Source organism: Mucilaginibacter sp. CSA2-8R, assembly GCF_038806765.1.
GTDB lineage: Bacteria > Bacteroidota > Bacteroidia > Sphingobacteriales > Sphingobacteriaceae > Mucilaginibacter.
This window is the reverse complement of sequence record NZ_CP152389.1, coordinates 1,871,024-1,896,457: the sequence shown is the minus strand read 5'-3', so window position 1 is coordinate 1,896,457 and position 25,434 is coordinate 1,871,024. Positions and strand designations below refer to the sequence as shown.

Genomic DNA, 25,434 nt, shown 5'->3' with positions numbered 1-25,434 from the left:
AATAATCAATCAATTATCAAAGTAACAACTTGACACTTTAGCGTATCAATAAACATTTAAATAATTGTATTACAACACATTATACATAAAATGACTATTTAAAACCAAAGAGATTACTTACTTTTACCCTACAGCTTATATTAATCAGTGAGGAAGCAACGCTCCACTATATGGTTTGTAGCTGATTGAACTGTACTGTTCAGATAATATTCAATCCACTTATAAACACTATATGTTATCCAAGTTTTCATTAACAGCATTAGCGGTCTTTTCTTTTTGTGCTCATTTGCATGCACAAATAAAAACTAAAACATCTTCTGCTATAGATCAAAAAGTAGATAAGCTGCTATCTCAAATGACACTCGAAGAAAAGATAGGTCAGCTTAACCAATATACCAGTGACCGCCTTTCTACCGGGCCGCTTACGCCTAACAGCACCAAATACCAAGAAATTAAAGACGGCAAAGTAGGCTCTATGCTCAATGTACGCGGGGCTAAAGAAACACGGACTATACAGGAAATGGCTATGCAGTCGCGGCTTAAAATACCGCTGTTATTTGGCTTGGACGTGATACATGGTTACCGGGTAACCTTTCCTATTCCACTGGCAGAAGCTGCCAGTTGGGATTTGAATGCTATTGAAAGTTCGGCGCGCGTTGCAGCTACCGAAGCTGCCGCCTCCGGTATCCACTGGACTTTTGCGCCTATGGTAGACATTGCCCGCGACCCGCGTTGGGGCCGGGTAATGGAAGGCGCTGGTGAAGACCCGTATTTAGGGTCGTTGATTGCCCGTGCGCGGGTACAAGGCTTTCAGGGTAAGGGTTTAGGGAACTTAGATGCAGTAATGGCTTGCGCCAAACACTTTGCCGCTTATGGCGCTGCCATTGCCGGACGAGACTATAATACTGTTGACATGAGCGACCGGCAGTTGTGGGAAACATACTTGCCACCATTTAAAGCAGCAGTTGATGCAGGTGCTGCCACTTTTATGAATTCGTTTAACGAATTAAACGGCATACCAGCAACCGGCAACGCTTACCTACAACGCGATATTTTAAAAGGCAAATGGAATTACCAGGGCTTTGTAGTAAGCGATTGGGGTTCCATCAGCGAAATGGTGGCTCACGGTTTTGCCAAAAACAATACCGATGCTGCGCGCCTGGCCATTACCGCCGGCAGTGATATGGATATGGAAGGTCATGCTTATTTAACCGGCTTGCCTGTTTTGGTTAAAGAAAACAAGGTAGACGTTGCACTGATTAATGATGCAGTTAAACGTATACTGCGCAAAAAATTTGAATTGGGTCTATTTGATGATCCTTACCGCTTTAGCAACGAAAGCCGGGAAAAAAAAGTACTTAATTCGGCGCAAAACCATCAAGCTGCGTTGGATGTTGCTGAAAAAAGTGTAGTGCTGCTTAAAAACGATAACCAGTTGCTGCCCCTTTCAAAATCGACTAAAACTATCGCTGTTATCGGTCCGCTGGGTAAATCAAGCAATGACATGAAAGGCTTTTGGTCAGTTGAGTGGGAGAATGACCACCTCGTTTCGCCTTTTGAGGGTTTACAGAACAAGTTGGGCAAACAAACCAACTTATTATACAGCCAGGGTTGCAATATTAACGATACTGTGCGCACCGGCTTTGCCGATGCCGTTGCCACTGCCCGTAAAGCCGACGTAATAATTATGGCCGTAGGCGAAGCCTTTAATATGAGCGGCGAAGCTAAAAGCCGCGCCAACATTCATTTACCTGGCGTACAAGAAGATTTGATTAAAGCCATTAAAGCTACCGGCAAACCCGTAGTGGTAATGATCATGGCCGGACGACCGCTTATTTTTAACTGGACCGCCGACCATGCCGACGCCATTTTATACACTTGGTGGCTGGGCAGTGAGGCTGGCAACGCTATGGCCAACGTGCTTTTTGGCGATTATAACCCAGCCGGAAAGTTACCAATGTCATTTCCGCGTGCCGAGGGGCAAATTCCAGTTTTTTACAGCAGCAAAAATACCGGTCGCCCCTCCCCTAACGGTCAGCCCGCACTTTACCGTTCCAGCTACCTGGATATTCCCAACACGCCGCAGTATGCCTTTGGATATGGTTTAAGCTATACCAATTTTTCTTTTGCTGATTTAAAATTGAATAAATCACAAATCACTAAAAATGATGATGTGACGGTAAGCTTTACTTTGAAAAATACAGGTAAGTATGCCGGTGAAGAAGTGGTACAGTTGTATTTACAAGATGTGGTAGCCAGTGTAACCCGCCCGGTTAAAGAGCTGAAAGATTTTCAGAAAGTATACCTCAAACCCGGCGAAAGCAAAACTATCAGCTTTGCCATTACCCGCGAAAAACTTTCGTTTTACGACCAGAAAATGAACTGGACTACCGAACCCGGCGAGTTTAAGCTGATGATTGGCAATGCCTCCGACCATATTTTATTACAGGACAAATTTGAGTTGGTTGATTAACGCTTGAATGATATATAAAAATGTAAAATGCCACTGTTTAACAGCGGCATTTTTGCGTTTATAGTGATTTACTTGCATCCGCCTTCAATTACCCGCACCGTTGTTTGCTAACCCAATTAGACTGTTTAACTTTGCATGCCAATAACACAGAGATACTCTTATCTCCGGCATTAACCGAAGCACCATGAAGAAAATATTATTTTGCATTAAAGAATACGCATACTTAGCCGAAAAGATTTTAGCGCATGGCGACTACGAAAAAGGCGAATTAGCCATCAGCTATTTTACTGACGGCGAGCGCTATCAGCGTATCTTGTCGCCGGTAGAAAACCGCGACGTGGTGGTTATTGGCGGAACGGTGAATGACGAGGCCACCCTTGAGCTGTTTGATTTGGCCTCCTCATTAGTAAGCTATGGTGCCAACTCGTTATCTTTGGTAATCCCCTACTATGGCTACTCCACCATGGAGCGTGCAGTTTTGCCCGGTGAAATTGTTACGGCCAAAACCCGGGCCCGTTTGCTTTCGGCTATACCACGCAGTGCTAAGGGTAATAGAATTTATCTGTTCGACCTGCATTCTGAGGGCACCCAATATTATTTTGAGCATGAAGTATACCCGGTACATGTGTACTGTAAACCCATTATTATTGAAGCAGCCCGGCAATACGGCGGCGAAAACTTTGTGATGGCCAGCACCGATGCGGGCAGGGCTAAGTGGGTAGAATCGCTAGCTAATGATATGGGTGTACCGGCAGCCTTTATACTGAAACGTCGACTGAGCGGCGACCATACCGAGGTAACTGCTATTAATGCCGATGTAGACGGTAAAACCGTGATTATTTACGACGATATGATCCGATCGGGGGGCAGCATTATAGGTGCAGCACAAACCTATAAAGATGCCGGTGCAAAAGACATTTACGTGATTACCACCCACGGCCTGTTTGTAAACAACGGCATTGAAAAACTGAAAGCCAGCGGCCTTATCAAAAAACTTATCTGTACAGATTCGCACGTTAATGCCTGCAATATTCAGGACGATTTTGTTGAAGTGAGAAGTATTGCGGCTTTGGTGTGCGAGGCCATCAGGTAAGTTCGTACTTACCGTGACAGCGGTTATCACAAAGGCTTGATAAATGCTGGCGGTACATGGTCCGTAAGCCACACACCATTTTCAGATAAAAAAAACGAGTATCCCTGCCGGTGCATATCGCCGGTTAAAACTTCGAGTATGGCAGGTTTACCATGCCGCTGCCCTACTTTAGTGGCGGTATCCATATCGGTACTCAAATGCACATGCTGCCTTTTTTGCTTATGTAAACCCATTGCTAAAATGGAGTTTACCGACTGGACTGCTGTACCGTGGTACAATATCTCAGGAGGTGTTTGTGGCTGATAGCCCAGAGAAACTTCAACAGAGTGCCCTTGGCTAGCCCGAATATACTGCCGGTCGTCACTAAAGGCAAATCGCTTTTTGCTGTTAGTATCTACCACAACATTTAGTGTATCTTTAGTGATAATCTGCCCGTGTTTGGCAGCAAGTGCAAGTAATTCATCAATATCAGCCCAGCCTTCATGGCTCAGGGTAAGGCCAATCAATTCGGGCTGATGCCTGAGCACCAAGCTTAAAAATTTGCTGATACTAACTATTTCTTTTTCGGTAGCCATGTTATATAATTCCAATGCAACCGGCAGTTACCTCCCCGACAAAAAGCCTACGGTCTTAGATTCCTGTATCTCCACAGCAAAGCCATCGATATAAAACTGGTCGTTCAGGTATTTTGGGCGCAGCGAACTTTCGTCTACTTTAAAATTCCGGTCTTTCAGTTTTTCGTTTATCTGGTCAATCAGTTCGCGGGTAATAAAGCTGTCGGTGGTGCGCAGGGTATCGTCAGTAGCCTGTAGCGTAATATTTTCTACTTTATAAGAGAAACCTATGGTTTTTGATTTAGTCATGGGTAGTTGGTTTTAAATAGGTAAGGTAGTATAATTAAAGGCTTTGTGATTGTAGTCGTTGCTCAAAGCTTACCACTAAGCAATAGTATCGCCACCCTTGTCGTAAAGTATCCGGTCAAAAAAAGCCGGCTATTTTTTTAAGTTCGGTTTCTATTTCATGCTGCTTTTGCTCGCCAGCTAATAAAAAAGAGTTTCGGGTTTTATTTAAGATATCTTTCGTTTGACTGATTTCTTGGGTGGCAGCATTAATTTCGGCCTTTAACATAGTTAATCGCTGCGTGAGCTGCTGTAATTCCTTCACTTTGGTTTGTAAGCTTAACTCTTTTTGTTCAAGCTCCTTTTTATACAACTGCGCGTGTGCTGTTTGAAAAGCGTTTAAATCGCGGCCAATAATATTCAGATATTCACGGCCCGACGACAAAAGTTTGTCTTTGGTTAATCCTGCACTTTTTAAAATGTTAAAGGCCGTGGTATACCTTACAGTTTCGTCGGTAATATCATCAATATCCCGCCGGGCATCTGTAAACTCTTTATAATCAGCACCGGCAAACAAGGGGTTCTCGCGGTTGGCTTTCTCTATCAGCTTATCAAAATATTGCTGATGCTCTGTTGCCATATCCGGGTTTGGCGCCGGTACCGGAAGACTGGTTACCGGCACGGATGTACCGGCCGGTGTTTGTGTATCAGGAATCAGTGGATGATGAACAGCCTCACTCCCATCCGTAGCAGCAGGCACTACAAGAACCGGCGCAGCAGCAGGCGCCCCGGAGACAGGCTTTTTGTCCTCATCAAATTCTACAAACGGATTTAACAGCTGCTTTAAAAAACTCATTGCACAATTATTTTTTCAACCCCAACAAAAAGCCTATGGTAAAGTTGGCATCCCAATCAAATACAAACGTATCTGTATGCGTAGCATCTACTACCGCTTTATAAATATTCAATCCCGACTCCATTTTTTTATCGGCAGCTTTATAATCAGCCGGCGCTTTTAATACCGTGTAGCGCTCATCCCCTTTGCGGGTTTGTTTGGCTAAAGTAAATGGAACACCACCTATAATAAAAGCCACATTACGCTTGCTCTCCGGCACTTCACTTACCGCTTTTTTTACGGTGTTATATACAGCATCGTCACTTAAGCCTTTTTGATAATATTTTGCTCCAGGCAGCTCTATGCTTTTTAGTTTACCACCTTCATCCCACGAAACTTTAGTATTGCCCGAACCAATATCTACCACAAATGAATTATCGGTAAATGATGGCGGCACGGCCGATTTCAAAGCAAACACACCTTCCTGCTCGGCAGTAACGTTGTTTACCACGTAACCCATTTTTTTTAACTCATTGCTAATCATCTGGGTTTTAGGCTCTTTTTGCGCACCTGATGAAATAACAAAGTGAACGTTGTTTTTGGCAACGCCTTTATCAAACATACCGGCGATGTACTTTTTCAATCCGGTTCTAACATCATCAGTAGTTGATAAGCCTTCGTACGCTAGTGATTCTCCAAAATCTTTGGATACTATTTTCCAGCGCTTTTGGTTGTCCATATTAACTACAAACGAATTGAAGCCGGTAGCACCTAACTCCACCACACCTTTTAGAATGCCGTTTTGAGGTTCTTCGGGCGTGTAATTAAAATCGCGGCTATCCTCATTTTTTCCGGACTTTTCATTGCTTGCAGATGTACTTTTAGCCAATGAATCAGTGCCCCATGTAGCGCCCGATGTATCTGATTTGCCTGTGCTACCTGCTCCGGATAATTTAGGTTTTAAAGCAAAATAGGCCAGTACGCCCATAATGGCCAGTACAACAATGATTCCTGCTGGTTTTATTCTCATAATATTTTATTGTGTTAAGTTGATTGTGTTTGTTTTATTACTGGTTAGCCATAGTGATAACAACTACCCTGCCGCCGTCTTCGTGCGAGAGCAAGAGCCTTTTGCCATCGGTAATATCAACCATACTGTTTACAGGTATTTCCTTGTTTTCGGTAAGGTCTTTTAGCGATGTTAATTTTTGATTGACCAATACCCACCGGCCATTGTAAAAGGTAAAATAGCCAACAGGCACTTTTTGTTCAACGGTCAGTCTCTCGTTTCTTACAATGTTCCGGTTTACATGCCATTGAAACAGGTATTGATTGTTATACACCATCAGCCTATGGTTTTCGGGTTTCCAAACGTTAGGCTTAAACTGGTAATATAAATCAAGCACCGGAACCGGACCTTTAACCTTAGTACCGCAAAACGGACACTGAGGTACGTTTTTATTATCAAACACAAACCACTTTTGCTCACAACCGGGGTTGGCGCAGGGCTGCATTAAATCGGTAGTTTTGAGTAAAGCCTGCTCCCAGGTATCAGCGTTAGGCCGCTGGTTAGGCTGGTGCAAGCCATCAATAAATGCCTGGTTGAATAAAGGTGTTAAATAAGGGCCGGTTAGTGTAAAAGGCAATTTTTCGACATCCGCCCAGGGCAACGTCCAGGGCGAAACCTGGTCAAGCTTGGGTCGGTTAGAGTGGTCGGTAGGGTGTTCAATAAATAAGGCCTTTTCTCCCATCGACAATAAATCGTCCTGCTCCGTATCTAACGAGTTTACCTTACCCCCTTTTAAAGGATGCCGGTAAAGCAAATACATATAAATCATTACGGCCAAGGCATGCAAATCAGTCGTGCGGTTAGCATGTTTGCGATTTGGGTCCCTGAGGTCGAGGTGTTTGGTAGCCAGTACTTCGGGCGCAATAAAATCGGCTGTGCCAATTACATCAGGTGGGTACAGGCCCGGTACAACCAAACCGTCGATATCAATAATAGCGGCCTCGCGGCTTACCGGGTCAATCAACACGTTTTTGTATGATAAGTCGGAATGCGCTAAACCTGCAGCATGCAAACGTTTTACGCCCCTGGCTATTTTTACACATATCTGGAAATAGCTTAGCCAGTTGCCTAATTCGCTTTCGTCTAAACGGAGACTAAATTTTCTGTTTCTGAATTTAGCCGAAGCAAACCACAATCCCTGTTTCTCTTTACCCTTGATGCCATCGCTGGTGGCATACCCCTTTTTAAAAAAGAAATTTTTACCGTAGGTAGGTACAATCAGCCCAATCATGTTGTCGTACTGCACCATGTCGGTTGGCCACGAATAAAGGTTTTTATAATAAGCACCTCCCTCGCGGTTAAAAAACGAATCGTAATACTGGGTAACCAGTTTAGTTAGCCGTTCTTTCGAATTAAAGTCCTGCTTGTCGCGGTACAGTGCTACCACGTATGATTTATCCGGAGCAAAATAAACATCTTTCATCCCGCCGCGCATGGGCTCGCCGTTGTCTACAAAATCATAGGCTTTACCAGGCGTTATTAAAGATGGTGCCGACTTTATACTCATTTTATTTTTTCAATTATACTTAAGCTTCGGGCTCAACAGGTTTATCTCGTGTTTAACGGTATGTTTAAAATACAATGGCCAGTGTACGGTCGTCGTGGTTACCAGCACTCCAAAAATCCATCCAGGCCGAAAGCTGCGGAATGATATCAGCGTTATCAGCACTTAAATCTACCTTAACACCTTCTTCATTATTGCCGCCCAAATCGTTTAATAAATCCTGCCACTTGGTAATGTTAGGCAAACTGGCTTCCACAATAAACTTCGGGTCGTATATACCGTCCGACATCAGCATGAGGTAAGAAAAATCTTTGAGTTGCTTAAAACTGAACCTGGTGGCAAATTTATCGCTCTTAAATATCTCGGGCATAGTGATAAAGCGGGTGCCGCCGCCAAACTCTCCCACATCAAGCCAGTTTAACAAAGTAACCTCGGTAACCTCCCTGTTAATCACCGCCATGGGGCAGTCGCCCACACCAAACGAAAGGAAAACATACCCCGACTCATATTTTTTAAATAGCGTGAAGATGAGCGTACTGCTCAAATCTTTTAAAGTAGCTCCGGCCTCCGCAGCAAAAGACTCCAGTTTTTTATGAACCGTAAAAACCGCCTTACCCAGGTTGTTATATACAAAAAGCTTGATTTTATTTTGAGTACTATCGTCGGTCTGAGTGTTGTGCTGAGCCAAAAGCTCATCAAACTGCTGTAGGTTTGCAGTAGCCGATTCTTCTGTAAAAAACTCCACAATGCCGTTGCAGGCCATTTGCGAACCCTTGCGGGATAATTTGGCGCTGCCTGCCCCATCGGCCACCACAACAATGCTCCAGCCATTGCCTAAATCCTTAAATGCAAAATCGTCTTCTCTGAAAGAGCCTACATTAGCATGCGAACGCCCGCGTTTGGAGGATACTAAAATATGCCGGTCGCCTATGGGTTCAAACTGCGTAACGGCATCTTCTTTCCAGTAAGGGTCATTCTTATCATTATCAATGGTTTTCCACAAACTTTTAGGGTCAGGATTAATAATTAGCGTAATGATTTTTTTATTCAAAGGCTCATCATCTGCCTGCCCTTGCAGTTTAAATAAAAAGCCAATATTAATGTCGCCGCTTTGCTTGGGGTTGCCGGTAATTTGCTGTTGCTGCTCGTTAAAGCTTAGTCCTGCTTCTCCTAAACCTTCAAACCGGTAAGTGGCAATATCCGTCCATCCCAGTTTGTTAAAATCCAGTTTAGCCTCATAAGATTTACCCACGCTGGCATTTAAAATGCGTACAGGCTGGTTAATAATCTCAGTTATCCTTTCCTGAATTTTCCAATTAGCCATAAGCTGATTTTTTGTTTGATTGATAAGGTTAACGGCACTAACAGTTTCAGGTTTTTGTATAAACCGTTCAAAAGCGTCCCGGCGGTTAGCCGGAACGCTGATGTTTTGGTCTTTAAAAAGTTTAATGAGATACTCCTTTACAATATTGCTGCTGTGATTACTCATTTAGCTTATTTAAAATGTAAGATTGTAACTAACAAAGTTAGGTTACGATATTAAGCTCAGACGGTGGCGGCGGCAATTCACCTAACCCGGTTACTTCTTTCCCGCCATCTTCTACCTTGGTTGAGCTCACGCCGATAGAGGCCGATACCCAAGAGAAGAATTTAGAAATACTTTGACTATCGGCAGTATCCAGACTCACCACGTTTTCGGTGATTTGCTTCAACAGGTTAGAATCAGCTCCGCTGCCGGCAGCACAAGCCACGGTGTAAGCCGTTTTACGCTTTTTAAATTCGTCTAAGCCACTTTGCCATTCGTCGGTAGGTATACCGTCTGTCATGATAAACACCAGCGGTTTCCAATCGCCTTTTTGTTCGGCTGTAGTTTTGGTTACTTCCCGGTCAATACAAGTAGCTACCAGTTTAAGCGCTTCGCCTAAAGCAGTAGTGCCGGTAGCTTTAATATCTACCATCTGGAAAGAAGCCAAATCGGTAAGCGGTACCACCTGCTGGGCAGTACTGTCAAAAGTAATGATACTGATAAAGGCAGTTTCGATGGCCTGAGGGTTTTGCCTTAAAGAACTCACCATCACCTGAACGCCATTTTTAACTGCTTCGATAGGCTCGCCAGTCATTGAACCAGAAGTGTCTAATACTAAGTAAACGGGTAACCTTCTCATGTATGTTTTTATAATTGTTTGTGTCTGTTCGGTATAAATCTAATCGCTTCGGATCAACGCAGCAAGTATTAACCCTTAGCAGAACGAATGTTTACAACTTTTACTACTGACAACCGAAATATAAGAAAAGAGTTTTTTGTAAGTATATTCAATAACACCTGAAACTATAACTGGCAGACTAAAAATTATTTTTCAACACCCTTTAAAATACTAACATTTTTAGCATTTATTTGTAATTCTTAAAAGGCTCAACCCATGAACGGATATCACTTGCATTTAAAACCCGGTAACCAGCCGGTCTACAAAGCTTTACAAAATACACATTTTCAGGTCTTTATACAGCTATTAAACTTGTATAACAAGCCTTGGGACAAACAACTATTCTATTCATCTCTATAGCAATACCGTTATGCCAGTTACAGATAAAAGTGGGATGATTGAAAAGTTGCGGCAGGATATTCTGCGCTGGGAGGGCTATCGTGCACCATCTGCAGGCACTTCGCAAACGGTAGGTTTAGGACCGGTAGAGGCTGCCTTTCCTAACGGGATATTTCCGTTAGGCACGGTACACGAGATGCTATGCAGTAATACCGAACAGGCAGCGGCCTGCGGTGGCTTTGTGGCCGGACTGTTATCGGGTTTGATGCAGCAGGGCGGTGCCTGTTTGTGGATAGGCTTATCGGGCAACGTATTTCCTGTATCATTAAAAACGTTCGGGGTTGAGCCGGAGCGAATCATTTTTGTGCACCTGATGCAAAACAAGGATGCCCTTTGGGTGATGGAAGAAGCCTTAAAGTGTAACGGACTTTCTGCAGTGGTAGCCGAGCTTAAAGAAATAGATTTTAAGCAGTCGCGCCGCTTGCAACTGGCCGTAGAGCAAAGCCGGGTAACCGGTTTTATCCTACGTAACGAGCTCAAAAAAATGAGCACTACCGCTTGTGCTGCCCGCTGGAGGATTAAGTCAATACCGAGCGAATCGGTTGACGGGCTGCCGGGAATTGGTTTTCCGCGCTGGCAGGTAGAGTTGCTACGGGTGCGTAACGGGCAACCGGGCAATTGGGTGATGGAGTGGACCAAAGGACGGTTTGCTACTGTAGCCCCTGAAATATTGACTCCAAAAATTCAAATGGCAGGATAAGGTGATGCAAAAGCGGTATATGTCGGTATGGTTTGGCCACCTGTTAACAGACTGGCAAACGCTGCAACAGGCGAACCTGAAAGACGTACCTTTTGTTTTTACCAGGCCTGAGCACAACCGTGTGTTAATTACCGCAGCCAACCCGGCTGCCGAAGCGCAGGATATTTATACCGGCATGATGGCCGCAGATGCCAAAGCCTGCTCGGCAGATTTACAAGTATTAGACGATATTCCCGGAAAGGCGGATGAATTATTAAAAGAGTTAGGCCTATGGTGTATGCGCTATACCCCACTGGTAGCCATTGATTTGCCGGACGGCCTGATGCTCGATATTTCAGGATGTGCCCACCTTTGGGGCGGCGAGCGGGAGTATTACCGCGAAATTATTAACAAACTACGCGAACAGGGCTACGATGCGCGTGGTGCTATTGCCGATACCATAGGCACAGCTTGGGCCGTGGCCCGCTTTGGTAAAAAAACACCGGTTATTGCCAAAGGTAAGCAAACAGAGGCTATCTTAAATTTTCCGCCGGCAGCCCTGCGTATTGAAGAGGATAATTTGCAAAAGCTACAGAAGCTTGGTTTGCATCAAATAAAAACTTTTATCAACATGCCCCGCCCCATGCTGCGCCGACGGTTTGGGGAGGCCTTTGTTAGCCGCATAGAACAGGTATTGGGTTTAAAAGAAGAAACCATTACGCCGCTTATACCTCCGGTAGCTCATCAGGAACGCCTGCCTTGCCTGGAACCTATCAAAACAGCTAAGGGGATAGAGATTGCCATCGAGACCCTGCTCGAAAAAGTTTGCCTGCGCTTAAAAATTGAAGGCTTGGGTGTACGTAAGGCTTTGCTCAAATGCTTCCGGATTGATGGTAAGATAGTGCAGGTGGGCATTACAACCACACGTGCCACAGGACATGTGGCGCATTTATGCAAACTATTTGAACTGCAGATTAGTAAAATAGAACCTGCTTTGGGTATTGAGCTATTTTTGCTGGAAGCTACCCGGGTAGAAGAAGTTGACCATCAACAGGAGGCCTTGTGGACTGCCCCGCCCGGCCTGCAGGATGCTGCCCTGGCCGAATTGTTAGACCGGCTGGCCGGTAAGGTAGGCGCCAATGCCATACAGCGTTATTTGCCTGCTGAGCATTACTGGCCCGAGCGTGCTATTAAGCCTGCGGCCTCATTAACCGAAAAACCTGTAACGGTTTGGCGTACCGACAGGCCACGCCCCGTGCGCTTACTGCATCGCCCCGAACCGGTTGAAGTGATGGCCTTGGTACCCGATTATCCACCTAAGTTTTTTATTTATAAAGGCAAGCGCCACGAGGTAACCAAAGCCGACGGCCCCGAACGTATTGAACGCGAATGGTGGCAGGACGCCGGTGCCCACCGCGACTATTATGCCGTAGAAGATGATAACGGGCAGCGTTACTGGCTGTTCAGGCTGGGGCATTATGATAATAAGCCTCAGTGGTTTTTACACGGTTTTTTTGCTTAAGTTATGGACGAGTATGCAGAACTACACATCACCAGCAATTTCAGCTTTTTACGGGGAGGCTCGCACCCTGCCGAACTGGTAGAGCAAGCCATTGCCTTTGGCTATAAAGCCATTGCCATTACCGACCGCAACACCATGGCCGGCATTGTGCGGGCACACATGGTTGTCAAAAAGCATAATGAAACCATAAAAGACAAAGCGCTTAAAAAACAATTCATCCCGGCCTGCCGGCTCGATTTGCTCGATGGCCCGAGTTTACTGGCCTACCCTACCAACCAGGAAGCTTATAGCCGCCTATCGGCCTTATTGAGTAAAGGTAATCTACGGGCCGAAAAAGGCGAATGCCATTTATACAAAGCTGATGTATATGAGCACCAACAGGATATCATTTTTATACTGATACCGCCCGAAAAGCTCAACGACAACTTTGATTTTGACGATGATTTTAAAGCCACCGCCAAAGAGTACCGGCAGCAATTTGGCAACAATTTATATGTTGCAGCTACCCGCTATTACAGCGGCGATGACGAAAAAAGACTACATCGTTTAATCGGTTTAAAAATACCGTTGGTAGCAACCGGCGATGTACATTACCACGCCCCTAAAAGACGGGAATTGCAGGACATCCTTACCTGCATACGCGAAAAATGCACCATATACAATGCTGGTTACAAGCTCCATTATAATGCGGAGCGTTTTTTAAAACCTGTTGAAGAAATTAAGCGGTTATTTTTGTATTACCCGCAGGCTGTTCAAAACACGCTTGAAATAGCCAAAGCCTGCCGGTTTTCGTTAGACCAGCTGCGATACATCGAACCCGAAGAAGCTATCATTGACGACATTACACCACAACAAAGACTAACGCAATACACCTGGGAAGGTGCCAAACAACGATATCCGGATGGTATACCCGAAAAGATAAGCGAGCAGATAGATTTTGAACTAAAATTTATTGAACGAAAAAAATTAGCCCCTTACTTTTTACGGGTATACCGGTATACGCAAAAGGCCGAAGAGTTAGGCATTTTACACCAGGGACGAGGTTCGGCAGCCAACTCCACCGTTTGTTATTGTCTTAGTATTACTGCGGTGGACCCAACGAAATCGAGGCTTTTGTTTTCGAGATTCATGTCGGATGCCCGCGATGAATGGCCGGATATTGACGTGGATTTTGAGCATGAGCGTCGCGAAGAAATCATCCAGTATATTTATAATGATTACGGCCGCGACCATGCCGCCATTGTAGCCACCGTAACACAAGAACGCCACCGCGGCGCTATACGCGATGTGGGCAAAGCCATGGGCGTGTCCGATGATACTATTAAGCGCATTGGTGCCACTATTTGGGATTTTAGCAAAGAAGGCTTTGACGAGAACCGCCTGCGCGAGCAAGGCTTAAATCCCAAAGATCCGCTGATTTATAAAGTACTTGAGCTGACCAAGCAACTCATAGGTTTCCCCCGGCAATTAGGGCAACATACAGGCGGCTTCGTCATTACCGCCGGCAAACTATCTGACATTTGCCCTGTGATGAATGCCCGCATGGAAAACCGCACCCAACTGGAGTGGAATAAAGACGATCTGGAAGACCTTAAGATATTGAAGGTAGACGTATTGGGCCTGGGCATGCTCACCATGATACGAAAGGCGTTTGACCTGGTGCTTAAGCATAAAGGCGAAAAGCTAACGTTAGCTGGTATACCGCAAGATGTAACCGAGGTTTACGATATGATTTGCCGGGCCGATACTATCGGCGTTTTTCAGATTGAAAGCCGCGCACAAATGAGCATGCTGCCAAGGCTTAAACCGCGTGTATTTTATGATTTGGTGATTGAGGTTGCGATTGTAAGACCAGGACCAATACAAGGTGACATGGTACACCCTTATTTGCGACGGCGTGAGCAAATTGAAGATGTTGTGTATCCAACCAAAGAACTGGAAGCAATATTAAAGCGCACCAAAGGAGTTCCCTTATTTCAGGAACAAGCCATGGAAATAGCCATCGAGGCTGCAGGTTTTAAACCAGAAGAAGCCGACCAGTTACGTCGCAGTATGGCTACGTTTAAAGCCAAAGGCATGGTTAGTGGCTTTCAAAAAAAGCTGATTGACGGCATGCTGGCTAAAGGCTACGAAGAAGATTTTGCCAAGCGTATCTTCAGGCAGTTAGAAGGCTTTGGAAGTTACGGTTTCCCGGAGAGCCATGCCGCTTCGTTCGCCTTGCTAGTTTATGTCTCGGCATGGCTGAAGTTTTACCATCCCGATGCTTTTTGTGCGGCGTTGCTGAACAGTCAGCCGATGGGTTTTTACCAACCGGCACAAATTGTACGCGATGCGCAGGAACATCATGTTAAGGTACTGCCGGTTGACGTTAACTATTCTGAATGGGATAACACCATGGAGGATAAAGTTGACGAATACCACGCCGTGCGCCTCGGCTTCAGGCAGGTTAAAGGATTACGCGAGCCAGATATGCAAATCCTGGTGGCTATGCGTGGCAACGGCTATTGGCGTATTGAAGATTTACGCAGGGCAGGCGTACCCGAAAAGGCTTTAGAAGTTTTGTCGGCCGCAGATGCCTTCCGCTCTCTGGGTGCTAATCGCCGCCAGGCATTGTGGGAGGTTTCAGCCCTGAATGATTTACCCACTGGTTTGTTTGCCGGTCAACTCCCCGAAACCAGTTTAGAAATACCAGTATATCTGCCTGCCATTACCGAGGGCGAACATGTGGTACAAGACTACGCACTAACCGGCTTATCCCTCAAAAACCACCCGGTGGCTTTAGTACGTCAACAGTTACGCCGGTTAAAAAACATTACTGCTGCCGAGTTTGAGCACAAATACGATGGCGATGTGGTAAGCGTAGCCGGACTGATTACTGTTAGGCAACGGCCTGGAACCGCCAAAGGTATTTTATTTATGACCCTTGAAGATGAAACCGGCTCGGCCAACCTGGTGGTGTGGGAAAAACTATTTGACCAGTACCGCAAAGAAATTATACAATCGCGCTTACTGATGGTAACCGGCAAGCTGCAAAAGGCTAATAACGTAACTCATTTGGTGGTGTATCAATGCTTCAACTTAACCGGCCTGCTCAATACGTTAAGCACTCCGGAACAAAACACTTCATCGCTGTTCACCCCTGCCCGCGGCGACGAAACTACAGCACCGGTAACCGACAGCCGGCAGATATTTCACAAAGGCCGGAATTTCAGGTAAGGATAATGTTAAATTTGCCGTTACGAATGAATATCTCTAACCCGGCCATGCAAATGGCTACCGATTACCTCACCTCTACCAATACTATCGTTTTCCTGACCGGTAAAGCCGGCACGGGTAAAACTACTTTTCTGCAAAACTTAAGGCAATCGTCTGCCAAAAAACTGGCCGTGGTAGCCCCTACAGGTGTAGCCGCCATCAATGCAGGCGGCATGACTATCCATTCGTTTTTCCAGCTTTCGTTTGCACCGGTTATCCCATCAGGCAACGGGCGGCCCGAGCTGCACTTTAATCAGGAAAAAAAGGATTTACTGGCCAGTTTGGAATTACTGATTATCGACGAAATCAGCATGGTGCGGCCCGATGTGTTCGACCAAATTGACTTGATTTTGCGCAACATCAAAGGCTCATCGCACCCCTTTGGCGGTGTACAGGTACTGCTTATCGGCGACCTTTCGCAGCTCAGCCCTATTATTCGGGATGATGAATGGGCAATGCTCCGGTCTTACTATGCCACGCCCTACTTTTTTAGCAGTATGGTAATGCAAAAGGCCAGGTATGTGTGCATTGAGCTTAATCATGTGTTCCGGCAAAAAGAGCAGGCGTTTGTAGATATCCTGAACGAGGTCCGCAATCAAACCATCAGCCAGGCCAGCCTCGACTTATTGAACGCCCAATATCAGCCCGATTTTAAGCCTGATGACTCCGACCCGTACATCACCCTGACCACGCATAACAGCATAGCCCAGCAGGTAAACAACGAACGTCTGGAAGGTTTAGCAGGACAAGAAATTGAGTTTTTGGCTAACGTACGTGGCGATTTCCCGAAAGATGCCTACCCTACCGATACCAGCCTGAAACTGAAGGTAGGCGCCCAGGTGATGTTTGTTAAAAACGATGGCTCGGCCGAAAAGCTTTTTTACAACGGTAAAATTGGTACCGCAACCCGTATAGAAGGAAAAACCGTTTATGTACAATGCAGCAAAGACAGCCAGGAAATTGCTGTTGAAGCCGTAGAATGGAGCAATATTAAATACGAATTGGATGGTGAGGCCATTAATGAAACCAACGCCGGTAGCTTTGCCCAGGTGCCGTTAAAACTGGCCTGGGCTATTACTATTCATAAAAGCCAGGGGCTTACATTTGATAAGGCTATCATCGATGTTTCTGAGTCTTTTGCGCACGGGCAGGTTTATGTAGCCCTGAGCCGTTGCCGTAGCTTACAGGGAATGGTACTGCGTAATCCTATCACGGCCCGCAACATCATCGGCGACCCGGCCGTTACCCGCTACCGCGATGCATCCGTTGGTTTAACGCCCGACCAGAACCGGTTGCTGGCCGACCAGCATTTATACGAACGCTTCATGCTGTCAGAGCTATTTAACTTTAACCCGCTCCGCTCCCGCCTCAACGATTTTAAGGACTTAATACCCGAACAGGAAAAAGATATTTTTGCCGTGGCCGAAAAGTTTGCCAAGCAACTCAAACCTGAAAAAAGTATGCAGGCGGCTGCGTATTTTAAAGAAAAGCTGACACTGCTCACCGAAACACTGCATCAAAACCTGCCTGCATTTATAGGCAAAGCCAAAGACGTTGCCCACAAAGCCGACCGCCTTATTCATTGGCTGATGAACCGGATACACCTGCTGGAGCATTTTGCAGCGCATCCTTTTACAGCTGCAGAATATCTAACCATCATTAAACAGAAAGTTGCGGCCGACGAAAAATCGTACGTTAAGGCGCTGAATGCCAAACCTAACGAAAAACTCTACCAAACGCTGCTTACCTGGCGCGAAGAAACTGCCCAACAAGAAAAGATTATGCCTAACATGATTTTTTCTGAGAACACTATAGCAGCTATTGCCGAAAAGCTCCCGGCTACCCTCAAAGCCTTAGGCAGCATTAAAGGCGTTGGCGTGCAAAAAGCCTCTAAATATGGCACCGCTATTATTCCGCTCATCCGCAATTATCAGCAGGATTTGCAGGGGGGAACCAGTGTAGAACAGGTGAGTATGTTTTAAAAATTTCAACCCATACTGCACATTTATCGTGTTGGCATAACAAAACAGCGGTTTAAGATAATCTTTTTACGGGCGGCGAATTGTAGGTGTATTTTCGAAGCGTTGACTTAATTCTTATGAATACCAAACTACTTTACTTAATTAAACCTGTTGTCCTCGCTGTAATGATGCTGTTGGGCTATGCACAAACTACCATGGCACAAACCATTGACGTTACGCCATGTACACAATACTTTGAGCTTACCGACCGGCTTCGTAAAGGCGACAGCCTGAGCAAAGAAGCATGGCATACTTTTTTGCAGGATAAAGCTATACAGACTTACATGGCCGACCAGGGCGTTAACGATGCCTATTACGAATCGTATCGTAAAAATATGCAGATCGTTTACATGCCGCAAAAAGACTCCATTTTGCGCCGCCGGTTAAAAGACTCGACCAGCTATTGGCTTACCTACATGATTTATCAGTACAAAAAGAATGAGACTGGGATGAAAGCCTATTTAAAAAAGATTGCCGATCATCCTGCTGCTTATTTTGATGCGTCTTACCGTTACGCGTATACTGCTTTACCTAAGCGGGCTCATCTTAAATTGCCAGATTACCGATTTTCTATCATCCCTATACACAATGATGCACACGCGCAAGACCATTGGATAATTTATACTTTGTTGTGTGCCTACTTTAATGATAGTAACCGCATGGGTGCTTTGGGCGGGCACGAACTGCATCATGCTTTACGGCCACAACCCGATTTTAAGTTAGCCCACCAGGACGAGAGTGCGGCAACCATTATGTACGTAATTATGAATGAGGGCACCGCAGATATGGTAGACAAAAAATACATGACCGACACCGCCAAAACACTGCTCCCATACCAGCGCTACTTTCAGGAGTTTTTTGACGAGGGTAAACGGATCATGCCTCATCTGGATTCGACACTTCAAATTAATGCTCAAAAAGACACGATCATTAAATATCGTCAATATTTAAAAGGTACGCAATTTACCAGCGGACATGTGCCGGGTACTTATATGAGTTATTACATTGAAAAAAACGGCTTTAAAACCAAGCTGCTACCGCACATTGAAGACCCCTTCTATTTTTTTATGCTGTACCAGCAGGCTGCCAAAAAAGACAAGACCAAGCCATTCCTCTTCTCTGATATAACAATGGCTTATATTGAGCAGTTACACAAAAAATATTCGGCTAAATCAACTTTTAATAATTAAGCTTTAATACTTATCAATGGCTTAAGCAATTAATAAAATATTCTTTGATTCCGATCAAATCAAGATTACATGAGATAGGATGTTTTTAATATATAAGACGCAGCTCATCTCCTAAAAATATCTATAAATACGAAAGCCTTTCTGCGTTTGCAGAAAGGCTTTCGTGCTATAATCAAAAGATTCTTATTCTTCGAGCTTGGTTACTTTAGCCGCGTTGGTTACGGCGTCAGGGCTCAATGCCATATCAACCATAGCCGATATTTCGTCGAGCACGGCAGCATCACTGCCTGAATAGCCTACATGTTTAAAGCGGATAGCACCGGCCCCGTCGATAACAAATTTGGTAGGGATACCGGTAACCCCAAAGCTTGATACTACTTTAGATTGGCGCCCATCAGACCCTTTTTCGTCCATCAGCACATAAAAGCTGTATTTATTATCGGCAATAAATTTCTTTGCTCCATCAACGTTGAAATTGTCGCCATTTTCCCAGGTATCAATAAATAAGAACTTGACGTTCGGATTGCTCTGATATTTATTAACAGCCATTTGCATACCCGGGAACGAAGCTTTACAAGGGCCACACCAGGTTGCCCAAAAATCTACCACTACCACTTTACCTTTCAGGCTCGCCAATGAAACCGTATTTCCATCAAAATCTTTCAACGCAAAGACTGGCGCCGGCTGGTTTATCATCTGCTTAGCAAGCTTTGCCCTTGTTGCCGCCGCCGATACACCTTTTAATGATGTTACGTATTCTTCAAAACCTTTATCAGTGCCCTTGTTTTTCACATAAGCCTCTTTCATTAAATCGGTCATCGCTACAGATGCTTTACCATTTTTCATGGCCTGCTCCAATACTTGTTGCACCTGCTTCATATCACCGGCCCCTTTCAGCATCATAGCGTAGTGCTGGGCTATTTCACCATCATCTTTCGCTCTTTCATATACCGGTTTCTCGTAAGCAATGGCTTCCTTAAAATTACCTTGCTTATATAGGATATAAGCATAGGTGTCAGCGTACATATCATAAGAGTTTTGCGCATTTTTTACAACCATACTGGGCGATGAGAACCTGCCCGCTTCCGGATTTTTTATCTGTCCACTCATAATATCCAGTGAACGTTTAGATAACACAGCTGCTTCATCCAATTTGGTACCGGCTTCGGCCCATTTCCAGGCAGCGCTGTTCAAAGTATTTGCTAACCCAACTTTGTTGCTTTTTATCTGTGCAGCCCACTTTTCAAAACCGGCCATATCGTCGGCTTTCAAATAAGCCATAGCCAGTTGCAATCTGAAATTATCCTGAGTACTGAATTTATCATCAGCCTTTTCAGGATATTTATTTACATACTCACTATACAGTGCTTCTTTCTTTTTAAGGTCCTGTTCCCGGTTAAACGCCATTCCTAAATCATTTTTTGTCAAATCCCCGTTTGGAAATTTTGCTTTGATGACGGCTGACAACGAGTCGGCTTTTGCCTTTTTACCGGTGCGCACATAAAGACCGTAAGCCGCTACCAAATCTTTCTCGTCATTACTTTTTTCTAAGGTTCCAATCGCAGACGTTAATAGGTTGGCCGACTCCGGATTTTTATCGGATGCCAGAAGGCTATAATAATTTGTCCGGTATTCCTTTTCGGCGCCCGGGTGAGCAGCAAATTCTTGTTTGTATAAAGAGGCAGCCTCTAGTTTATCGGTTTTAATTTTACCTAAAGCCTCGCCCATTCCGCTGTATAGCATATAAGCTTTTGATGCATAAGCACCCTCTACAGGCGCGGCACCGTTATAAACGTAATAGGTATATCCTTTTTCGCTGTTATCATCAATTTTGTCATCCTTAAAAATCTTTACAAAAAATGCTTTTGCATTAGCAGGTACCGTAAACTCACCTTTGAGCTGTTTACCGTTAGGTTTAAGTTCCAGGTCGGCTGCCGGATAATCTTTATTATCTAAAAAATAAACCACTCCGTTCAATCCATTTTCTCCCGCCAAAGGCGTTCCTGCCGGATCATAGGTTACGGTGATTTTTTCGTTCGGCTTCGGCTTGGAGTCCGACAGGCTCAGGTGTGATGTACTCTGAGCAACAGCATTTTGCAAAGCCAGGCTACCCAGCGCTGCAAGGATTAGGTTCTTGTTAATCATAGATAACTACATTTTTAGTCAATATAAGAATGATGAAATGATAAAACGAAATTTTTTGAACAGAAACTGACTAATTTCCTGCAACAAAGTGCTTTTACAACTATTTTGAGCACCTAATAACTTAAAGTGATGGAATTTTGGTAAAAATAACAGAACCTTTAAAAACATTTTCTTATACATTTGCTGCAATGTTTAAAAGGTTCATAGCCCTGTTTTTACTCGTAATATTGATAAGTGCACACTTTTCAATGTATGTGGTTTTTGCCGGCTTTACCATGAACCGTAAATTTATCGCCGAAAAGTTTTGTATTAACAAGTCCCGCCCCTGGTTGCATTGCAACGGTAAGTGTTACTTTATGAAAAAGATAAAGCAGGCTGAGGAAAATGAAAAAAAACAAGAATCAAAAGACCATTTGAATCGCCTGGAAATTTCATTTTTACAGGAGCCGTTCGGGTTTTCGGTTAGTGAGTTAAGCACAATATCTGGCACTAAAGAAACCTACCCGGTATACAACTACCATTACAGCAGCCGTTACCTTTCCTCTATATTCAGACCACCCAAACAGGTCGTTTAATCCCATCATTCTGATAGCGCGGCTTTGTTTCCTAAAAACGGATGAAGACTGGCATCATGTGTCGTTTATTTAAGCCTCAACAGCTATACTTTACTTTGCAGAGATACTAGATTTGTCTACTTCGTTAGGTGCGTGTATCCTCGTTTAATTCGGGAATACAGCCTCAAAGTGCAGTTGACTGCTGGCTTATCCAAGCGCGTCCATTTATTTTATCCCATTAAAAATATAACATTAATTAAATGACCAAATTTTTGATGCTGGCCGGCATGATTTTAACGTCGGGCAGTATTGCTGCGCAGTCTGTGCCTCATGCAGGCAAAGACACGGCATCTATATTTAAAGATACAACTAAGCATTACCTTAAAGAGGTAACAGTTAATTCCAGATATTACAAAAGGTATAAAACCGATAAAGCATCGGTATCGCTAAAAGTAAATACACCCCTACTAAAGCTTTCGCAAAACATACAGGAGATAGACCAAAGCATCATTGCCGACCAGCAGGCCATCACCCTGAACGAAAGCGTTACTCGTAACGTGAGCGGGGCTTTCAGAAACAACAACGCCGACATGTATACCCCTTACGTTAACATGCGTGGTGCACAAATTACCCCCCTGCGCAACGGGATGGATATTTCGATGATTTACGCGGGGCCAAGTGCTGAAGATGCCGCCATTATTGGCCGGGTTGAATTTGTTAAGGGGCCATCCAGTTTTATTAACGGGCTGTTTGACCCTGCCGGAACTTTCAACGTACTGACTAAGCAACCTATGGGCACACGCTCAAACCAGGTAAGCTTTACTGCAGGCAGTTTTAATTTGTATCGACTTAGTACCGACCTGGACGGCAACCTTGACCAGGCCGGAAAATGGCAGTACAGGCTGAATGCAGTCGGGCAAAAAGACCAATCGTTTCAAAAATATAATTTTAATGATAAGGTGACAGTTGACCCGGTGCTGCGGTACAATATCAACAGTCACTCCTTTATTTCGGCGGAGTATATCTTTCAGTCGCAACGCTTTCAGCAATATTTTGCAACGGTGTTTGCTCCGGATGGCTTTGCCTCGCTCCCTCGCGATTTTACCATTAACGACCCGAATAAGAAGCCCTATCAATCTACCGAGAACAATGGTTTTCTGACTTATTACAATGAGCTAAGCGAGCAATGGCGCTTCACCGTAAAAACAGCTTATGCTAAAGACCACCTGGAAGGCACCTACTTTTTTGTTTCGAGATATAATGCAGCCCAGCCTAATCTGATTATGCGCCGAGCAAGTTACGAGCGGCTCAACACTGATGTGCTGGCTATTCAACCCTATCTTAGCGGTGAGTTTGCTACCGGAAACCTGAGCCATCATTTTTTGGGCGGTATAGATATTAACCGTAAGCGCTTTATCTCGTACTCAGGCTCTAACGACCCGACTGCCAATCAAACCCTGTATCCGCTGGATGCCTACCACCCAGTGTATGGGATAAACTTTGACCCTAATGTACGCACCGGTAACCTATCAGACATTGCCACCGATCAACAATCTATCAGCTACCAGGCTGCTTATATGCAGGATGAGATTGGGATGCTGAATAATAAGTTACGGCTAACCTTGGGTGCCAGACTAACTTTTGCCAATGCTGAGGTAAAGAAAAATCCGGTTAAAACCGGCTTAGGCAGCACCGACAATACGGCATTAACCCCAAAGGTAGGGCTAAGTTATTCAATCACGGATGATTTTGCACTTTATGGCTTATTCGATCAGACGTTTACCCCGCAAAGCGGCGTGAACACTACTACCGGCGAAGCCTTTAAACCACTCAGGGGTAAAAACGTAGAAGCAGGCTTAAAAAAGGATTGGGTACAAGGTAAATGGAATACTACAATCTCGGTTTATCGCATCATCCGCGACAATATTAAAGTAAGTGATCCGTCTACCAACGTTCAAACTCAGTTAGGCCAGACTCTTTCTAAAGGTATTGAATTTGATTTGAAAGGCGAGATTGCCAAAGGGTTAAATGCGGTAATAAACTATGCTTATACCGACAGCTACATTTCTAAGGATGATAATCTGCTTAGACTCGGTTTAGCAACGCCGTTTCGGGTTAAACACATCCAGAATACCTGGCTTAATTACCAGCTGCCGGGCAAAAGTTTAAAGGGCTTTTCGGTATCTGGCGGCTACCAGTTGCAGGCTAACCGGGCAGGCCGGTATGAGCTACAACAACTGCGCCTGGCTCCGGTGTTTAGGGTAGATGGTGGCTTGGGCTGGACTAACGGCCGGTACTCCATAAATGCCATCGTTAACAATATTTTGAACCGCTATAACTACGGCAGCGCCTGGATTGCTCCATCATCGGCAACGGTAGGTACTTATGCCTACGTCCCCTATCCTCCGCGCGAATTTCGAATGAATTTAGGATTTAATTTTTAACCCAAAGCCTCATGAAATGGAAAAGCAGTTTAACCAAAACAGCCTTTAAGCTTCATGGCTGGATTGGCCTGCTGGCCGGATTATTTTTTCTGTTTTACGGTATTACCGGTTCCATGCTGATGTTCAGGCATCAGCTGGACCGGTACTTTAATCCCGACTTGCATCACCTCCGGCCCACATCAAAACCCTTATCGGCAGATCAACTTTACCGGATGGTATGGAAAGCACATCCTAACCTCCGCAAACTGGTACTGCATGATTTTCCGGCCGACCGTTATGATTGCTACGAGTTTATGCTTTATAAGCGTCAAAACCGGCTGACCGACAATTATTTATACTATGCGTTTGTTAATCCTTACACCGGGCAGGTCATCAGCGAGGGCAGCTATGGGTCGGTCAGGCCATGCTTCTTCAGGTGGCTGTACACCTTGCATTACAGCTTGCAACTGGGCATCCCGGGGATGATGTTTACAGGAGTGATTGGTTTATTAATGCTGCTATCCCTACTCACCGGCACCATCGTTTACCGCAAGCACTTTTGGCAGGCGTTTACTTTTAAAGCCGGGCTCAATTTTAAAAACCGACGTACCGCTATTTCTTCACTGCATCGCATTCTGGGCGTATGGTCTGTGGGGTTTACAGCCCTGTTATTTTTCACCGGCTTTTGGATGCTGAAAGAATACTTCACTCCAGAAGAATGGCAGCTACCCAAACACCAACCGGCGTATGCGGTGCGCGCCAATATAGATTTGGTAGTTAAACAAGCCAAACAACTTGTTCCGGGTTTTACGCCAATTGCAGTTAACATCCCTACTGTAAAAGGTGGTGATGTATTGGTGAGAGGCCTGATGCCAACAACCAAATTCTTTTTGTTGAAGGGTAAGGCCAGCAGCCTGTCCTTTAACGCCGAAACCGGGCAATTTAACCAGTTGAATAACATTGATAAAACCAGTTTTAACCAGCGCTTTGAAACAGAGGTATACAACCTGCATATTGGCTCATTTGGAGGCAGTTTTATCCGCTGGCTTTATGTGTGCTTGGGATTGATGCCAGGAATCTTATCAGTAACGGGGGCTTTGTTGTGGATGAAGCGGACCTACTAATGGATGGTCTTCTTTTTTGTGTTACTATGCTGGTAAACGATGACGGGTTTGATGAAGCTTTTAAACTTTGCAGTTTTGCTTAGTAAGTTGATATAGCTTGGCATA

At 44.8% G+C, this 25,434-nt stretch carries 18 protein-coding genes; 10 read left to right on the top strand and 8 right to left on the bottom strand.

Annotated elements, in window-relative coordinates:
- The first annotated feature begins 232 nt into the window (after window positions 1-232).
- Both AAGR14_RS08120 and prs read left to right on the top strand, forming a co-directional pair.
- Complete coding sequence (locus AAGR14_RS08120) at window positions 233-2,473, top strand: glycoside hydrolase family 3 N-terminal domain-containing protein (protein ID WP_342648084.1); 2,241 nt, start codon at window positions 233-235, stop codon at window positions 2,471-2,473.
- 184 nt (window positions 2,474-2,657) lie between these two features.
- Complete coding sequence (prs, locus tag AAGR14_RS08115; RefSeq protein ID WP_342648083.1) at window positions 2,658-3,566, top strand: ribose-phosphate diphosphokinase; 909 nt, start codon at window positions 2,658-2,660, stop codon at window positions 3,564-3,566.
- Window positions 3,567-3,592: 26 nt separating this feature from the next.
- Here the strand turns inward: prs and AAGR14_RS08110 are convergent, their stop codons facing one another.
- From AAGR14_RS08110 to AAGR14_RS08080, 7 genes are all read right to left on the bottom strand, one after another.
- Window positions 3,593-4,141, bottom strand: a complete 549-nt coding sequence (locus AAGR14_RS08110; protein ID WP_342648082.1) for an RNA 2'-phosphotransferase — start codon at window positions 4,139-4,141, stop codon at window positions 3,593-3,595.
- Between the two features lie 27 nt (window positions 4,142-4,168).
- On the bottom strand, window positions 4,169-4,429 hold the full coding sequence (locus AAGR14_RS08105) for a hypothetical protein (protein WP_342648081.1): 261 nt from the start codon (window positions 4,427-4,429) through the stop codon (window positions 4,169-4,171).
- A 115-nt stretch (window positions 4,430-4,544) separates the two neighbouring features.
- The gene (locus tag AAGR14_RS08100; RefSeq protein ID WP_342648080.1) at window positions 4,545-5,261 is read right to left on the bottom strand and encodes a hypothetical protein; all 717 of its coding nucleotides are present in this window, start codon (window positions 5,259-5,261) and stop codon (window positions 4,545-4,547) included.
- Window positions 5,262-5,268: 7 nt separating this feature from the next.
- A complete protein-coding gene (locus AAGR14_RS08095) occupies window positions 5,269-6,270 on the bottom strand; it encodes a hypothetical protein (protein WP_342648079.1) in 1,002 nt (333 codons plus the stop codon).
- Window positions 6,271-6,307: 37 nt separating this feature from the next.
- Window positions 6,308-7,816: a kinase gene (locus AAGR14_RS08090; protein WP_342648078.1), complete on the bottom strand. Its 1,509-nt coding sequence runs from the start codon at window positions 7,814-7,816 to the stop codon at window positions 6,308-6,310.
- Window positions 7,817-7,880: 64 nt separating this feature from the next.
- Entirely contained in the window at window positions 7,881-9,302 is a 1,422-nt protein-coding gene (locus tag AAGR14_RS08085; protein WP_342648077.1) for a PP2C family serine/threonine-protein phosphatase, read from the bottom strand.
- A gap of 37 nt (window positions 9,303-9,339) precedes the next feature.
- Complete coding sequence (locus AAGR14_RS08080) at window positions 9,340-9,978, bottom strand: VWA domain-containing protein (RefSeq protein WP_342648076.1); 639 nt, start codon at window positions 9,976-9,978, stop codon at window positions 9,340-9,342.
- 409 nt (window positions 9,979-10,387) lie between these two features.
- Here AAGR14_RS08080 and AAGR14_RS08075 point away from each other — a divergent pair, with 409 nt between their 5' ends.
- The 5 genes from AAGR14_RS08075 to AAGR14_RS08055 all read left to right on the top strand — a co-directional run bounded on the left by AAGR14_RS08075 (window position 10,388) and on the right by AAGR14_RS08055 (window position 19,083).
- Window positions 10,388-11,116: an Error-prone repair protein ImuA gene (locus tag AAGR14_RS08075; protein ID WP_342648075.1), complete on the top strand. Its 729-nt coding sequence runs from the start codon at window positions 10,388-10,390 to the stop codon at window positions 11,114-11,116.
- Window positions 11,117-11,120: 4 nt separating this feature from the next.
- On the top strand, window positions 11,121-12,617 hold the full coding sequence (locus AAGR14_RS08070; RefSeq protein WP_342648074.1) for a DNA polymerase Y family protein: 1,497 nt from the start codon (window positions 11,121-11,123) through the stop codon (window positions 12,615-12,617).
- A gap of 3 nt (window positions 12,618-12,620) precedes the next feature.
- Window positions 12,621-15,833: an error-prone DNA polymerase gene (locus AAGR14_RS08065; RefSeq protein WP_342648073.1), complete on the top strand. Its 3,213-nt coding sequence runs from the start codon at window positions 12,621-12,623 to the stop codon at window positions 15,831-15,833.
- Window positions 15,834-15,859: 26 nt separating this feature from the next.
- A complete protein-coding gene (locus AAGR14_RS08060; RefSeq protein ID WP_342648072.1) occupies window positions 15,860-17,854 on the top strand; it encodes an HRDC domain-containing protein in 1,995 nt (664 codons plus the stop codon).
- 116 nt (window positions 17,855-17,970) lie between these two features.
- Window positions 17,971-19,083, top strand: a complete 1,113-nt coding sequence (locus tag AAGR14_RS08055; protein ID WP_342648071.1) for a DUF5700 domain-containing putative Zn-dependent protease — start codon at window positions 17,971-17,973, stop codon at window positions 19,081-19,083.
- A gap of 183 nt (window positions 19,084-19,266) precedes the next feature.
- Here AAGR14_RS08055 and AAGR14_RS08050 read toward each other — a convergent pair whose 3' ends face one another.
- On the bottom strand, window positions 19,267-21,228 hold the full coding sequence (locus AAGR14_RS08050) for a redoxin domain-containing protein (RefSeq protein ID WP_342648070.1): 1,962 nt from the start codon (window positions 21,226-21,228) through the stop codon (window positions 19,267-19,269).
- 356 nt (window positions 21,229-21,584) lie between these two features.
- Here AAGR14_RS08050 and AAGR14_RS08045 point away from each other — a divergent pair, with 356 nt between their 5' ends.
- From AAGR14_RS08045 to AAGR14_RS08035, 3 genes are all read left to right on the top strand, one after another.
- Window positions 21,585-21,803: a hypothetical protein gene (locus tag AAGR14_RS08045; RefSeq protein WP_342648069.1), complete on the top strand. Its 219-nt coding sequence runs from the start codon at window positions 21,585-21,587 to the stop codon at window positions 21,801-21,803.
- Window positions 21,804-22,042: 239 nt separating this feature from the next.
- The gene (locus tag AAGR14_RS08040; RefSeq protein WP_342648068.1) at window positions 22,043-24,226 is read left to right on the top strand and encodes a TonB-dependent receptor; all 2,184 of its coding nucleotides are present in this window, start codon (window positions 22,043-22,045) and stop codon (window positions 24,224-24,226) included.
- Window positions 24,227-24,237: 11 nt separating this feature from the next.
- Complete coding sequence (locus AAGR14_RS08035; protein ID WP_342648067.1) at window positions 24,238-25,329, top strand: PepSY-associated TM helix domain-containing protein; 1,092 nt, start codon at window positions 24,238-24,240, stop codon at window positions 25,327-25,329.
- Window positions 25,330-25,434 lie beyond the last annotated feature (105 nt).